Origin of the sequence: Aureimonas sp. ME7, from assembly GCF_903970965.1 — a bacterium.
In the GTDB taxonomy this organism is placed as follows: Bacteria; Pseudomonadota; Alphaproteobacteria; order Rhizobiales; family Rhizobiaceae; genus Aureimonas.
Map to the genome: position 1 here is coordinate 100,552 of NZ_CAJCKW010000002.1, position 15,298 is coordinate 115,849.

The following is a 15,298-nucleotide window of genomic DNA, read 5'->3' on the forward strand; positions in this document are numbered from 1 at the left end:
CTTACCAGCGGTAGTGCGAGAACGCGCGGTTCGCTTCCGCCATGCGGTGCGTGTCTTCGCGCTTCTTCACCGCGGTGCCGCGGTTGTTGGCGGCATCCATAAGCTCGCCCGACAGACGGTCCACCATGGTGGTCTCGTTGCGGTTGCGGGCGGCCGTGATGAGCCAACGGATGGCGAGAGCCTGACGGCGCTCGGGGCGGACGTCGACCGGCACCTGATAGGTGGCGCCGCCGACGCGGCGCGAACGGACTTCGACATGCGGCGCGACGTTGTCGAGCGCCTGATGGAAGATCGCGATCGCGTCCTGACGGGTCTTCTCGTTCATGACGTCGAAGGCGCCGTAAACGATGCGCTCGGCGACGGACTTCTTGCCGTCGTACATGACGGCGTTCATGAACTTCGTGACGACAAGATCACCGAACTTCGGATCCGGGTTGATCTCGCGCTTTTCTGCAGAGTGACGACGGGACATTTTTTAGTCTCTCAATCTCGAACGGTCTGCGAATTACTTCGGACGCTTCGCGCCGTACTTCGAACGACGCTGGCGACGATCCTTCACGCCCTGCGTATCGAGAACGCCGCGGATGATGTGGTAGCGAACGCCCGGAAGATCCTTCACGCGGCCGCCGCGGATCATCACCACGGAGTGTTCCTGAAGGTTATGCCCCTCGCCCGGAATGTAGCCGATGACCTCGAAGCCATTGACGAGGCGCACCTTGGCGACCTTACGAAGAGCCGAGTTCGGCTTCTTCGGGGTCGTGGTGTAGACACGGGTGCAAACGCCGCGCTTCTGCGGATTGGCCTGGAGCGCCGGAACGGTGTTGCGTTCGCTCGGGCGGACGCGGGGCTTCCGGATCAACTGGTTGATGGTCGGCATTCCAACCTTCCTTCTCTTCAAATCTCGGTTCGAAACGCTCGGCACATCGACCCGACAAGCCATCGGCTCATACAAGAAACCGGCCATCGATCTCATTCTGTGAGAGATCTGGCCGGGACGAGGCAGAGGATCACGGGCAAAACCGCGATCATGCGACTAGCGATGTACGTCTCGTTGAACGAAGCCTTGTTTGAAGCGCTGGTTCTCATCGTGGCGACGAAAAAGCGATGCCTCACATCGGCTCTGTTGGCGGGTGTTTAACGATTCTGTCCTCGCAGGTCAACCCCAGCCTGTCGGCTATGGAGCAGTATGCGCAAATGAAAAGGGCCGCCCGAAAGCGGCCCTCCCCTATTTCGTATCCAGCGCTTACTCGGCGGCGCTGGACAGATCCGTCAGCATCCGATCGGCCGCGGCGACGTTGGACGTCTTGCGGCGATCATCGAGGATCAGGTCGTCGCGCGAGGTCGCGATACGGCGAACCTGGGTCATCATGCCGCCCGTACCGGCCGGGATGAGGCGACCGACGATGACGTTTTCCTTGAGGCCCTGCAGCGTATCCATCTTGCCGGCCACCGCCGCCTCGGTGAGGACGCGCGTGGTTTCCTGGAAGGACGCCGCCGAGATGAAGCTCGGCGTCTGCAGCGAGGCCTTGGTGATGCCGAGGAGGACCGGGTTGCCGGAGGCCGGCTTCTTGCCCTCTTCTTCCAGACGCTCGTTGATCTCGGCCAGCTCGATCCGATCGACATGGTCGCCGGGAATGTAGCCGCTATCACCCGACTCGACGATCTCGACCTTCTGCAGCATCTGGCGAACGATCACCTCGATGTGCTTGTCGTTGATGAGAACGCCCTGGAGACGATAGACTTCCTGGATCTCGTTCACGAGGTAGCTCGCCAGCGCCTCGACGCCCCGGATGGCCAGGATGTCGTGCGGTGCCGGATTGCCGTCGAGGATGTGGTCGCCCTTCTCGATGACGTCGCCTTCCTGGAGATGGAACGGCTTGCCCTTCGGGATCAGGTATTCCACGGCCTCGACGCCATCCTCATGCGGCTCGATGATGATGCGGCGCTTGTTCTTGTAGTCGCGGCCGAACTTCACCGTGCCGTCGATCTCCGCGATGACCGCATTGTCCTTCGGCTTGCGAGCCTCGAACAGTTCGGCCACGCGCGGCAGACCGCCCGTGATGTCCTTGGTCTTCGCGGACTCCATCGGAATACGCGAAAGGACGTCGCCAGCCCGGATCTTCGCGCCCGGCTCGACCGAAAGGATCGCGTCTACCGACAGGAAGTAGCGAGCGTCCGTACCGCGAGCCAGCTTGGCCACCGAGCCGTCCGCCGCACGAATGACGATCGCGGGCTTCAGGTCGGAACCACGCGGGTTCGCACGCCAGTCGATGACCTGCCGCTTGGTGATGCCGGTCGACTCGTCGGCCTGCTCGGAGACCGAAAGACCCTCGACCAGATCCTCGAACTCGATCGTGCCGTCGAGCTCGGTGAGAACCGGACGGGTGTACGGATCCCATTCCGCGATACGCTGGCCACGACGAACCTGATCGCCGTCGTCCACGAAGATGCGGCTGCCGTAGGTGACGCGGTGCGACGCGCGCTCCTTGCCGGACGGGTCGAGGATCAGCACCGCCATGTTGCGACCCATCGCGACGAGACGCCCTTCGGAATCGCGCACCACGTTGCGGTTGCGGATCTGGACCGTGCCCTCATAGGACGCTTCCAGGAACGACTGATCGACCACCTGCGCCGTGCCGCCCATGTGGAACGTGCGCATGGTGAGCTGCGTGCCCGGCTCGCCGATCGACTGAGCCGCGATGACGCCGACGGCTTCGCCCATGTTGACGGGCGTGCCGCGCGCCAGATCCCGGCCGTAGCAGACGGCGCAGATACCGGTGCGGATCTCGCAGGTCAGGGCCGAGCGGATCTTGACGGACTGGACGCCCGCCTTCTCGATCACCTCGACGTCCTTCTCCTCGACCGTTACGCCGCCCTTCACCAGGACGTCGCCGGTCGCCGGGTGGAGAATGTCCTCCAGTGCCGTACGGCCGAGAATGCGCTGTCCGAGCGTCGCCACGATCTGACCAGCATCGACGATGGGCTGCATCGTCAGGCCGTTCTCGGTGCCGCAATCGGGCTGCGTGATGATGCAGTCCTGCGCCACGTCGACGAGACGACGCGTCAGGTAGCCCGAGTTCGCGGTCTTCAGCGCCGTGTCCGCGAGGCCCTTCCGGGCGCCGTGGGTCGAGTTGAAGTACTCAAGAACCGTCAGGCCTTCCTTGAAGTTCGAGATGATCGGCGTCTCGATGATCTCGCCGGACGGCTTGGTCATCAGGCCGCGCATGGCGCCAAGCTGACGCATCTGCGTGGGCGAGCCGCGCGCACCGGAGTGCGACATCATGTAGATCGAGTTCATCGGCTTCTGCCGACCCGTTTCCGGATTGAACTCGACCGCCTTGATGCGGCCCATCATCTCTTCGGCGATCTTGTCCGTGCACTTGGCCCAGGCGTCGACCACCTTGTTGTACTTCTCGCCCTGCGTGATGAGGCCGTCGTTGTACTGCTGCTCGTATTCCTTCGCGAGCGCCTGCGTCTCGCCGATCATCTTCGGCTTCGTCTCCGGGATGACCATGTCATCCTTGCCGAAGGAAATGCCGGCGATGCAAGCGTGCTTGAAGCCCAGCTGCATGATGCGGTCGCAGAAGATCACCGTGTCCTTCTGGCCGCAGTGACGATACACTTGGTCGATCAGACGCGAGATATTCTTCTTCGTCATCAGGTCGTTGGCGATGTCGAACGGGATCTTGTGCGTCTTCGGCAGAAGCTGCGCGATCAGCATGCGTCCCGGCGTCGTCTCGTAGATCTTCGACACGGGGTTGCCGTCGGCGTCCACCGTCTTGAAGCGGCCCTTGATCTTCGTATGCAGCGTCACCGCCTTGGTGAACAGCGCCTGCTCCATCTCGCCTATGTCGGAGAACGCCATCCCCTGCCCCGGCTCGTTCTCGTTCATGATCGAGAGGTAGTAGAGCCCGAGCACCATATCCTGCGACGGCACGATGATCGGCTGGCCGTTCGCGGGATGCAGGATGTTGTTGGTCGACATCATCAGGACGCGTGCTTCGAGCTGCGCCTCGATCGACAGCGGCACGTGCACCGCCATCTGATCGCCGTCGAAGTCCGCGTTGAAGGCCGTGCAGACCAGCGGATGAAGCTGGATCGCCTTGCCTTCGATCAGCGTCGGCTCGAACGCCTGGATGCCCAGGCGGTGCAGCGTCGGCGCGCGGTTCAAGAGCACCGGATGCTCGCGGATCACCTCGTCGAGGATGTCCCAAACCTCCGGACGCTCCTTCTCGACGAGCTTCTTCGCCTGCTTCACCGTGGAGGAGAAGCCCTTGGCGTCGAGGCGCGCGTAGATGAACGGCTTGAAGAGTTCGAGCGCCATCTTCTTCGGCAAGCCGCACTGGTGCAGCTTCAGCTCGGGCCCCGTCACGATCACCGAACGACCGGAATAGTCGACGCGCTTGCCCAAGAGGTTCTGCCGGAAGCGGCCCTGCTTGCCCTTCAGCATATCGGACAGCGACTTCAGCGGGCGCTTATTGGCGCCCGTGATGACGCGGCCGCGACGGCCGTTGTCGAACAGCGCATCCACCGCTTCCTGAAGCATGCGCTTCTCGTTGCGGATGATGATGCCGGGCGCGCGAAGCTCGATCAGGCGCTTCAGGCGGTTGTTGCGGTTGATCACGCGGCGATACAGATCGTTCAGATCCGACGTCGCGAAGCGGCCGCCGTCCAGCGGGACGAGCGGGCGCAGGTCCGGCGGGATGACCGGGATGACGCTCATGATCATCCACTCGGGTCGGTTGCCCGACTCAAGGAAGTTCTCGACGATCTTAAGCCGCTTCATCAGCTTCTTCTGCTTCAGATCCGACGTCGTGGTCGCCAGTTCCTCGCGCAGGTCGCCCGCGATCCGCTCAAGCTCCATCGAACCGAGGAGCTCCTGGATCGCCTCGGCGCCGATCAGCGCCGTGAAGCTGTCCTCGCCATACTCGTCGATGGCGATCATGTACTCCTCTTCCGACAGGAGCTGGTGCTCCTTCAGCGCGGTGAGGCCGGGCTCGGTGACGATGTAGTTCTCGAAGTAGAGGACGCGCTCGATATCCTTCAGCGTCATGTCGAGCAGCGTGCCGATGCGGCTCGGCAGCGACTTCAGGAACCAGATGTGAGCGACAGGCGCTGCCAGCTCGATATGGCCCATGCGCTCGCGCCGAACGCGTGAAAGCGTAACCTCGACGCCGCACTTCTCGCAGATGATGCCCTTGTACTTCATGCGCTTGTACTTGCCGCACAAGCATTCGTAGTCCTTGATCGGGCCGAAGATCCGCGCGCAGAACAGGCCGTCGCGCTCCGGCTTGAAGGTACGATAGTTGATCGTCTCCGGCTTCTTGATCTCGCCGAACGACCACGAAAGAATCTTCTCCGGGCTCGCCAACGAGATCCGGATCGAATCGAACGTCTGTGCCTGCACCTGAGGATTGAAGAGATTCATGACCTCTTGATTCATGGTGCTGTCTCCTTTTGGGGCCGCATGCCCCTCAACGCGCCGGGCGGAGCCGGTGCCAAGATCATCCGCAAAGTCCGATCGGCGCCCTCAGATGGAGCGCCTACCATGGCCGCGCAAGGCGGCGTTTGCGTGGCGGCCTATTCGGCCGCGTCGGGCAGACCCTGCAGCGGGCCGGCGCTCGAGGGAAGCTGGTCGGGCACGGACTGCGACAGATCGACGTCGAGGCCGAGCGAGCGCATTTCCTTGACGAGAACATTGAAGCTCTCCGGGATGCCCGACTCGAACGCGTCGTCGCCGCGAACGATCGACTCGTAGACCTTGGTGCGGCCCGCGACGTCGTCCGACTTCACCGTCAGCATTTCCTGCAACGTGTAGGCGGCACCGTACGCTTCCAGCGCCCAGACCTCCATCTCGCCGAAGCGCTGTCCGCCGAACTGCGCCTTGCCGCCGAGCGGCTGCTGGGTGACCAGCGAGTAGGGGCCGATCGAACGGGCGTGGATCTTGTCGTCCACCAGATGGTGCAGCTTCAACATGTAGATGTAGCCGACGGTCACCTGACGATCGAACGCCTCACCGGTGCGCCCGTCGTAGAGCGTCACCTGACCCGAACCGTTGAGACCGGCCTTCTCCAGCATCTCGACGATGTCATGCTCGACTGCGCCGTCGAAGACCGGCGTCGCGATCGAGACACCGCGCTTCATCTGCTTGGCCAGCGTCAGAACCGAATCGTCGTCATAATTCGCGACGCGCTCGTTCCGGTCGCTGTCTCCCAAGAGACCTGCGATCTCCTGGCGCAGCGGCTGCACGTCGCGGCTCTGCTGATAGGCTTCCAGCATGTCGCCGATCTTTCGGCCCATGCCGGCGCAGGCCCAGCCAAGATGCGTCTCGAGGATCTGCCCGACATTCATGCGCGAAGGCACGCCGAGCGGATTGAGCACGATGTCGACGTGCGTGCCGTCCTCGTTGAACGGCATGTCCTCGACGGGCACGATGCGCGAAACGACGCCCTTATTGCCGTGACGACCGGCCATCTTATCGCCCGGCTGGATCTTGCGCTTGACGGCGACGAAGACCTTGACCTGCTTCATGACGCCCGGAGGCAGTTCGTCGCCGCGCTGGACCTTCTCGACCTTGTCCATGAAGCGCGCTTCCAAGAGCTTCTTGGAGTCGTCGTAGACCTGACGCAGCCCTTCGAGCTCGCCCTGCAGCTTCTCGTCCTCGACGGCGAACATCCACCACTGCGAGCGGGGATACTCGTTCATCGCTTCGGCCGAAAGCTCGGAGCCCTTGCGGAAGCCCTTCGGCCCCGCTATCGCCGGCTTGCCGGACAGGAGTTCGACCAGACGTCCGTAAACGTTGCGATCGAGGATCGCCTGCTCGTCGTCTCGGTCCTTGGCGAGGCGCTCGATCTCCTCGCGCTCGATCGCCATCGCGCGCTCGTCCTTCTCGACGCCATGTCGATTGAACACGCGCACTTCGACGACCGTACCGTAGGTGCCCGGAGGCATACGGTTCGACGTATCGCGAACGTCCGAAGCCTTTTCGCCGAAGATGGCGCGAAGGAGTTTCTCCTCCGGCGTCATCGGCGACTCGCCCTTCGGCGTGATCTTGCCGACCAGGATGTCGCCCGGCTGCACTTCCGCGCCGATATAGACGATGCCGGCTTCGTCGAGGTTCTTCAGCGCTTCTTCCGAAACGTTCGGAATGTCGCGCGTGATTTCCTCGGGACCGAGCTTGGTATCGCGCGCCATGACCTCGAACTCCTCGATGTGGATCGAGGTGAAGACATCATCGGCGACGATGCGCTCGGACAGGAGGATAGAGTCCTCGTAGTTGTAGCCGTTCCACGGCATGAACGCGACGAGAACGTTGCGGCCGAGAGCCAGATCGCCCAAGTCCGTCGACGGACCATCAGCGATGATGTCCCCCTTGCGCACCCGGTCACCCACGGCGACCAGCGGGCGCTGGTTGATGCAGGTGTTCTGGTTGGAGCGCTGGAACTTCATCAGGCGGTAGATGTCGACGCCCGAACGACCCGTTTCCAGATCCTCGGTCGCGCGGATGACGATACGCGTCGCGTCCACTTGGTCGACGATGCCCGTGCGGCGGGCGCCGATCGCCGCGCCCGAGTCGCGCGCTACCACCGGTTCCATGCCGGTGCCGACGAACGGAGCCTCGGCGCGCACCAGCGGCACGGCCTGACGCTGCATGTTCGAGCCCATGAGAGCGCGGTTCGCGTCGTCGTTCTCGAGGAAAGGGATGAGCGCGGCCGCGACCGACACGAGCTGCTTGGGCGAAACGTCCATGAGATCGACGTTCTCGCGCGGCGTCATGATGACGTCGCCCGAGTGGCGGCAGATCACGAGGTCTTCGGCGAAGCTGCCGTCGTCCGTCAGCACCGCGTTCGCCTGCGCGACGTGGTGCTTGGCCTCTTCCATGGCCGACAGGTAGACGACGTCGTTCGTCACCTTACCGTCGATGATGCGACGGTAAGGGCTCTCGATGAACCCGTACTTGTTGACGCGCGCGAAGGTCGCAAGCGAGTTGATCAGACCGATGTTCGGGCCTTCCGGCGTCTCGATCGGACAGATGCGGCCGTAGTGCGTCGGATGCACGTCGCGCACTTCGAAGCCGGCGCGCTCACGCGTCAAACCACCGGGGCCGAGCGCCGAAAGGCGACGCTTGTGCGTGATCTCGGAGAGCGGGTTGGTCTGGTCCATGAACTGCGACAGCTGCGAGGAGCCGAAGAACTCGCGCACGGCGGCGGCCGCCGGCTTGGCGTTGATCAGATCCTGCGGCATGACGGTGTCGATCTCGACCGACGACATGCGCTCCTTGATCGCCCGCTCCATGCGGAGCAGACCGACGCGGTACTGGTTCTCCATGAGTTCGCCGACCGAGCGCACCCGGCGGTTGCCGAGATTGTCGATGTCGTCGATCTCGCCCTTGCCGTCGCGCAGATCCACCAGCGTCTTGACGACGGCGAGGATGTCCTCCTTGCGCAGAACGCGCACGGTGTCCTCGGCGGACACGTCGAGACGCATATTCATCTTGACGCGGCCGACGGCCGACAGATCGTAGCGCTCCGCATCGAAGAACAGCGACTGGAACATCGCTTCCGCGGTTTCCATGGTCGGCGGCTCACCGGGCCGCATCACGCGGTAGATGTCGAACAGCGCGTCCTGGCGGTTCTCGTTCTTGTCGGCCGCCAGCGTGTTGCGGATATAGGCACCGACCGTCACGTGGTCGATGTCGAGAACCGAGAACTCCTCGTGCCCGGCGTCGAGCAGGACCTTCAGCGTCTTCTCGTCGATCTCGTCACCGGCCTCGAGATAAACCTCGCCCGTCTGGTAGTTGACGATATCCTCGGCGAGGTAGTTGCCGTAGAGATCTTCCTCGGTGGCGCGAAGGGCAACGACGCCCTTCTCCTTGATCTGGCGAGCCTGACGCGCCGTGATCTTCTTGCCGGCTTCCACCAGCACTTCGCCCGAGTCCGCGTCGATGAGGTCGGTCAGGGCCTTCTGGCCGCGAACGCGCTCCACCGAGAACGGTACGCGCCAGCCGTTCTTGTCCTTAGCGAAGGAAATGATGTTGTAGAACGTCGAGAGGATTTCCTCGCCGTCCATGCCGAGCGCCATCAGAAGCGAGGTCACCGGCAGCTTGCGGCGGCGGTCGATGCGCGCGAAGACGACGTCCTTGGCGTCGAACTCGATGTCGAGCCACGAGCCGCGATACGGGATCACGCGCGCGGCGAACAGAAGCTTGCCCGACGAATGCGACTTGCCCTTGTCGTGATCGAAGAACACGCCCGGCGAACGGTGCATCTGCGAGACGATCACGCGCTCGGTGCCGTTCACGATGAACGTGCCGTTGGACGTCATGAGCGGCATGTCGCCCATGTAGACATCCTGCTCCTTGATGTCCTTGATGGACTTCGAGCCGGTATCCTCGTCGACATCGAACACGATGAGGCGCAACGTGACCTTGAGCGGCGCGGCGAAGGTCATGTCGCGCTGCCGGCACTCGTCCACGTCGAACTTCGGCTGTTCGAACTCGTACTTCACGAACTCCAGCATGGAATGGCCGGAGAAGTCGGAGATCGGGAACACGGAGCGGAAAACCGACTGGAGGCCCTCGTCCGGGCGCCCGCCTTCCGGCTCGTCCACCATCAGGAACTGATCGTAGGAAGCCTTCTGAACCTCGATGAGGTTCGGCATTTCGGCGACTTCGGGAATCGACCCGAAGAACTTGCGCACCCGCCTGCGACCGCTAAACGTCGTCGTCTGAGACATCGTCGCTCCTTGCTCTCGTACTGCCCTTGACCGGAGGGCTCGAATTTCATGTCCTCGGGCGAGGACAATCCGCGTCCGCCGCGAACGGAGGCGGGTCCGCCAGGGGGCCGCCGGAGCGGCCTGCCCACGTCTCCCGATGTCCCCACACGCACGGGATATCGGGAGACAAGGACCCCGGATCGGCACCGCATGATATGCGGCCTTCGATCCGAGCACGGAAGGCGGAACGGCAAACTGCCGTCCCGCCCACCAGACTTGACTGCAAGACGCCCGAAGGCCGTCTTACTTGACGTCGACCTTCGCGCCAGCCTTCTCGAGCTGGTCCTTGATCTTGGCGGCCTCGTCCTTCGACACGGCTTCCTTGACCGGCTTCGGAGCGCCGTCGACGAGGTCCTTGGCTTCCTTGAGGCCGAGGCCCGTGATCGCACGGACTTCCTTGATGACGTTGATCTTGTTCGCGCCGGCTTCGGCGAGGATCACGTCGAACTCGGTCTTCTCTTCCTCGGCCGGAGCCGCGGCACCCGCACCGCCGGCAGCCGCAACGGCAACCGGAGCAGCGGCGGAAACGCCCCACTTCTCTTCGAGCAGCTTCGAAAGCTCGGCCGCCTCGAGGACGGTCAGGCTCGACAGGTCATCAACGATCTTAGCGAGATCAGCCATGGTAGTATTCCCTTAAGGTTCGAATGTTCTGAATAAGCTGAGGAACGAGCCTCACGCCGCTTCGTCCTTCTTGGCATATGCCGCGAACACACGTGCGAGCTGAGCCGCAGGTGCCGCCACGACGCCTGCGATGCGGGTAGCCGGGGTCTGGATCATGCCCAGCAGCTTTCCGCGCAGTTCGTCGAGCGACGGAAGGGCGGCCAAAGCCTTCACCCCTTCCGCATCGAGAGCGGTGGTGCCCATGGCGCCGCCGAGGATCACGAGCTTGTCGTTGCCCTTGGCGAAGTCGTTGGCCACCTTCGGTGCCGCGATCGGATCGTTGGAATAGGCGATCAGGGTCTGGCCCTGAAACAATTCCGAGATCGTCTCGGCGTCCGTGCCTTGAAGAGCGATTTGGGCGAGGCGGTTCTTCGCGACTTTGACGGTGCCACCCTGCGCGCGCATCTTCGACCGGAGGTCGTTCATCTGCGCGACGGTGAGACCGGCGTAACGAGCCACCACGATCGCGCCCGAGGCCTTGAAGGTCTCGTTCAGCTCCGTGACGAACTCGCGCTTTTCCGCTCTGTCCACTGCCACTCTCCAGTTGGAACGCACCCTTTCGGCTGCATTCCGGTTGCCGTTTGCCGCCCGACGGATCGGACGACGCTCGAGGATCCTGTCCCCTTGGCTTCTGGGATCCATGACGGAACCGGCAGTCGGCACAAGGCATTCAGAGGTTCGAACCGAGGGTCTCGACCTTGCGGTCGACGAAATCGGATCTTTCCCCGTCTCATGCGGGCTTGGCGATTAAGACGAAACGCTTCGAAAAGCGCTTCCTCGCCCGCAATCTCGGACAGGAAGACGAGAGCCGCGAAGCTCTCGTCCTTTCCGCGCTGCCGAAGCGACGCGAAACTGTGGGAAGATCGCGGACATAAGTCCGCGACCTCCCGAATGCAAATCACTCGCCCGCGCGAACCGTGGCGGGATCGATCTTGATGCCCGGACCCATCGTCGAGGACACCGCGACGCGTTGGACGTAGTTGCCCTTGGCGCCGGAAGGCTTGGCCTTCTGGACCGCATCCGCAAAGGCACGGATGTTCTCGAGCAGCGCATCGGCGCCGAAGGAGGCCTTGCCGACGCCGGCGTGGACGATACCGGCCTTCTCGACGCGGAACTCGACGGCGCCGCCCTTCGAGGCCTTGACCGCTGCTGCGACATCCGGCGTCACCGTGCCGACGCGCGGGTTCGGCATCAGGCCGCGGGGCCCGAGTACCTTGCCCAGACGTCCGACGAGGCCCATCATGTCCGGCGTCGCGATGGCGCGATCGAAGTCGATCTGACCGCCTTGCACCTTCTCGACGAGGTCTTCCGCGCCGACGATGTCGGCACCGGCCGCCTTCGCCTCTTCGGCCTTGTCGCCGCGCGCGAACACCGCCACGCGAACCGTGCGGCCCGTACCGTTCGGCAGGTTGACGACGCCGCGAACCATCTGGTCCGCATGGCGTGGATCGACGCCGAGATTCATCGCGACTTCGATCGTCTCGTCGAACTTCGCCGACGCACGATCCTTCAGAAGCGACACGGCCTCGGACAGGTCGTAGAGCTTCTCGCGGTCGATGCCCTCGCGAGCCTTCGTGATGCGCTTGCCAATCTTCGCCATGGTCTTCAGCCCACCACTTCCAGGCCCATGGAACGGGCGGAGCCCATCACCATCGCCATCGCCGCATCGACGTCGTTCGCGTTCAGGTCCTTCATCTTCTTCTCGGCGATCTCGCGCACCTGCGCGGACGTCACCGAGCCGGCCTTGACCTTGCCGGGCTCCTTGGAGCCGCCAGTCAGGCCCGCCGCCTTCTTCAGGAAGAAGCTGACCGGAGCCGTCTTCATCTGGAAGGTGAACGACTTGTCGACGTAGTAGGTAATCACGACCGGAACGGGCGATCCCTTTTCCATCTCCTGGGTCTGCGCGTTGAACGCCTTGCAGAACTCCATGATGTTGATGCCGCGCTGACCCAGCGCCGGACCGATCGGGGGCGACGGAGTCGCCGAGCCGGCCTTGACCTGGAGCTTGAGCTGGCCTGCTACTTTCTTAGCCATAAGCTTCTGCCTTCATGTTGGACCGGCGAGCCGGCCGTTCGGTCGCCGGAGCGACCACGCAGGAGTGCGGTACGGATCTCTTGCGGCCGGCTTCAGCCGCAGTCCCCTTCCGCACGATGCGGGCGGCGAACCGCCCTTGCGATCAGACCTTCTCGACCTGACCGAATTCGAGATCGACGGGCGTCGCACGCCCGAAGATGGAAACCTCGACCTTGAGGCGAGCGCGCTCCTGATCGACTTCCTGGACCACGCCGTTGAAGGATGCGAACGGACCGTCCGACACGCGAACCTGCTCGCCCACATCGAACAGAACGGTCGCCTTCGGCCGCTCGACGCCTTCCTGAACCTGGCTCAGGATCTGGTTCGCTTCGGCTTCCGAAATGGGAACCGGACGATTGTCGGGCCCAAGGAAGCCGGTCACCTTCGGCGTGTTCTTGATGAGCGAGAACACCTGATCGGTCAGCTCGGCCTTCACCAGGACGTAGCCCGGAAAGAACTTGCGCTCCGAATCCACCTTGCGACCGCGACGAACCTCGACCACCTTCTCGGTCGGCACGAGGATCTTCTCGAACTTCTCCGACAGACCCTTCTGGCGGGCCTGCTCCTCGATCGACTCCGCGACCTTCTTCTCGAAATTCGAGTAGGCGTGGACGATGTACCAGCGAGCGGTCATGAAATTCCTGCTTCTACCCAGCGATCGACGATCAGCGACCGCCGCCCATGATGTAGCCGATCACATAGGCGATCAGCTGATCGGCGACGAAAAGGAACGTCGCCGCGAACGCGACCATGATGAACACCATGATCGTCGAAATCAGCGTTTCGCGCCGTGTCGGCCATGTCACCTTGGCGACTTCGGTCCGCACCTGCTGGATGAACGTAAAAGGATTCGTCTTGGAGGCCATGCACCGCTCACGGCAGCGGGCACGCAAAGGCTGGCCAACCAGCCCCACGCGCCACGTGTCTGTTAAAGACTACATAACCGGACCCTGTGTGATTCACAAGGGGAAAGGACTGGACTAATTGAGGAGACGTTCCATGGCAGGGGCAGTAGGGCTCGAACCTACGGCCTGCGGTTTTGGAGACCGCCGCTCTACCAACTGAGCTATACCCCTACGCGCCGAAGCGTCAGTCCGAATAATCCGCCCGATCGCGTTTGGCAAGCACTATCCCCGCCCCTTTCCCGTTTCGCGTTCGGCCAGCTTCGCCTTGCGCGTCTTCGGCTTGAGCGAGCGCACCCAGTCGCCGATGCGCCGCTGCGGCCGCGTGGTGCGCAGAAGGTCGTCGATCGCGGAATTCGCGCCGTCGAGCCGCTCGGCCAGCACTTCGCCGGCGACGACGGCGACATCGCCACTGGTCAACTCTGGAAAGCGCTGCGTGACGTTACGAAACAGATCGTCCGGCATGGGTCCGGCGGTATGAAGCCGGCCGCCGCGAAGAAGCAGGCGCTGAACGATCTGCTCGAAAGTCCAGTCGTGATCGGCGAAGAGCTTCCAGCGCTTGCTACGCCGAGCCGTAAAACCTGCCAGCACGATGCGCGACGACAAGTCCAGTTCGGCAAGGAAGACGGCCAGAGCAAAACCGCTCGTCGCCACCTGACCCGACGGATAGAACCCCGCCATCGTCGGCGCCAGATCTAGGTGGCCGATATCCGTCGCTCCGCCGAATTCCTCCACGGAACTGAAGCGCTCGTGCGTGCCGGCACGCAGATTGACGATGCCGCGAAACGCCGGTGAGCGGACGAGCCGCAGGACGTCGTCCACCTCGCGCCGGTAAACGATGTTGGCGCCAGCGGGGCTCGAGCGCGCGACGAGAACGCACTCTCCGTCGAACGGCTCCGCGAGAACCTTGTAGACCTTATTGAAGAAGACGAAGAGCGTGCGCTCGCCGAAGGCGCGACGCAGCTCATCGATGCGAACGGCGTCGCTGTTGGCGACGAGAACGATCGTCTCGTAGCGCGCGAAGAACGCGCGCCAGGCATTGCTCGCCTCCCCGGCTGCACCTTGCGGAAGAGCGCCGCCCAACGGATCAGTCCTTGGGTGCCCGCTGCGTCACATGAAGAACGCGCTCGCGCATCGCGAACCACTCCTCCGCATAGTCGTCGTTCCGATACTCGTCGAAATACGGGCCGCCATCCGTGAAGTGGACGTTCTTGGCGGCGGGGTCATGGTCGTACTCGTTGACGAGCCAGTTCCAGGCGGCCGGCAGCTCGCCGATCTGGTCGTCGCTGTCCAGCCACTTGAACTGATGAAGCTCCAGGCCCGATGCCGTGTTGACGAAGTCGGGCGACAGGGCACCGCACTTCGCGTTGTTGAACAGGAGAACGCTCGACCAGTTCTTCTTCTCGTACTTGGTCTGCACCTGACCGAGAAACTTGGTTTCCACCTTGGGCTGATAATCGTGCTTGATGCACATCACGCTCGCCGCCTCGTCACGCAGCGCCCAAAGCTCTGCGATATCGGCACGCATCAGCATGTCGCAGTCCATGAAGAGGCTCCAGCCCTCGTAGCCGCTGAGATAGGGCACCAGGAACCTCGAGAACGAGAACTCGGTGGACTGCAGCGCATTGCGCTCTCGCTTGAACGTCGCATCGAGATGCGGAAGCACGATCGGGCAGAACATGACCGGGATCGAGGAATGCTCGATGATGCTCTGCGCGAGCACGTGGTAGGCGACGACTTCCTTCGAATCGAAGCCGATGAAGATGCGCGCGATCTCGGCGGACATGAGCATTCCCTTTTTCGTTCGAAGTCGCTTCTAAGCTCGGGACTTGGCACCCACAAGCAAGAACGCCTCCAATATCGCTGGCCCAAAACGAAAACGGGCCCCG

General features: G+C 63.0%; 12 protein-coding genes and 1 tRNA gene. All 13 read right to left on the reverse strand.

The window, feature by feature from the left end:
• Position 1: 1 nt before the first annotated feature.
• Positions 2–472 (reverse strand): 30S ribosomal protein S7, encoded by a 471-nt coding sequence (gene rpsG / locus H7A85_RS03925; RefSeq protein ID WP_182084603.1) that lies wholly within the window; start codon positions 470–472, stop codon positions 2–4.
• A 33-nt stretch (positions 473–505) separates the two neighbouring features.
• On the reverse strand, positions 506–877 hold the full coding sequence (rpsL, locus tag H7A85_RS03930; protein WP_019998957.1) for a 30S ribosomal protein S12: 372 nt from the start codon (positions 875–877) through the stop codon (positions 506–508).
• A 366-nt stretch (positions 878–1,243) separates the two neighbouring features.
• The gene (gene rpoC / locus H7A85_RS03935) at positions 1,244–5,443 is read right to left on the reverse strand and encodes a DNA-directed RNA polymerase subunit beta' (protein ID WP_182084604.1); all 4,200 of its coding nucleotides are present in this window, start codon (positions 5,441–5,443) and stop codon (positions 1,244–1,246) included.
• Between the two features lie 137 nt (positions 5,444–5,580).
• Complete coding sequence (gene rpoB, locus H7A85_RS03940) at positions 5,581–9,735, reverse strand: DNA-directed RNA polymerase subunit beta (protein ID WP_182084605.1); 4,155 nt, start codon at positions 9,733–9,735, stop codon at positions 5,581–5,583.
• A gap of 282 nt (positions 9,736–10,017) precedes the next feature.
• Positions 10,018–10,395 carry a 50S ribosomal protein L7/L12 gene (gene rplL / locus H7A85_RS03945; protein ID WP_182084606.1) on the reverse strand — a complete coding sequence of 126 codons (378 nt, stop codon included), beginning with the start codon at positions 10,393–10,395 and terminating at the stop codon, positions 10,018–10,020.
• A gap of 51 nt (positions 10,396–10,446) precedes the next feature.
• Positions 10,447–10,965, reverse strand: coding sequence for a 50S ribosomal protein L10 (gene rplJ, locus H7A85_RS03950; protein ID WP_182084607.1), 519 nt, complete (start codon positions 10,963–10,965; stop codon positions 10,447–10,449).
• Positions 10,966–11,332: 367 nt separating this feature from the next.
• On the reverse strand, positions 11,333–12,034 hold the full coding sequence (gene rplA, locus H7A85_RS03955; protein ID WP_182084608.1) for a 50S ribosomal protein L1: 702 nt from the start codon (positions 12,032–12,034) through the stop codon (positions 11,333–11,335).
• Between the two features lie 5 nt (positions 12,035–12,039).
• Complete coding sequence (gene rplK / locus H7A85_RS03960; protein WP_182084609.1) at positions 12,040–12,468, reverse strand: 50S ribosomal protein L11; 429 nt, start codon at positions 12,466–12,468, stop codon at positions 12,040–12,042.
• Positions 12,469–12,610: 142 nt separating this feature from the next.
• A complete protein-coding gene (nusG, locus tag H7A85_RS03965; RefSeq protein ID WP_182084610.1) occupies positions 12,611–13,141 on the reverse strand; it encodes a transcription termination/antitermination protein NusG in 531 nt (176 codons plus the stop codon).
• A gap of 31 nt (positions 13,142–13,172) precedes the next feature.
• A complete protein-coding gene (secE, locus tag H7A85_RS03970; protein ID WP_182084611.1) occupies positions 13,173–13,373 on the reverse strand; it encodes a preprotein translocase subunit SecE in 201 nt (66 codons plus the stop codon).
• A gap of 134 nt (positions 13,374–13,507) precedes the next feature.
• Positions 13,508–13,583: transfer RNA gene (locus tag H7A85_RS03975), tRNA-Trp, on the reverse strand.
• Positions 13,584–13,634: 51 nt separating this feature from the next.
• Positions 13,635–14,492, reverse strand: a complete 858-nt coding sequence (locus H7A85_RS03980) for a 3-deoxy-manno-octulosonate cytidylyltransferase (RefSeq protein WP_182084612.1) — start codon at positions 14,490–14,492, stop codon at positions 13,635–13,637.
• 4 nt (positions 14,493–14,496) lie between these two features.
• Positions 14,497–15,195, reverse strand: coding sequence for a glycosyltransferase (locus H7A85_RS03985; RefSeq protein ID WP_182085052.1), 699 nt, complete (start codon positions 15,193–15,195; stop codon positions 14,497–14,499).
• Between the last annotated feature and the right edge of the window lie 103 nt (positions 15,196–15,298).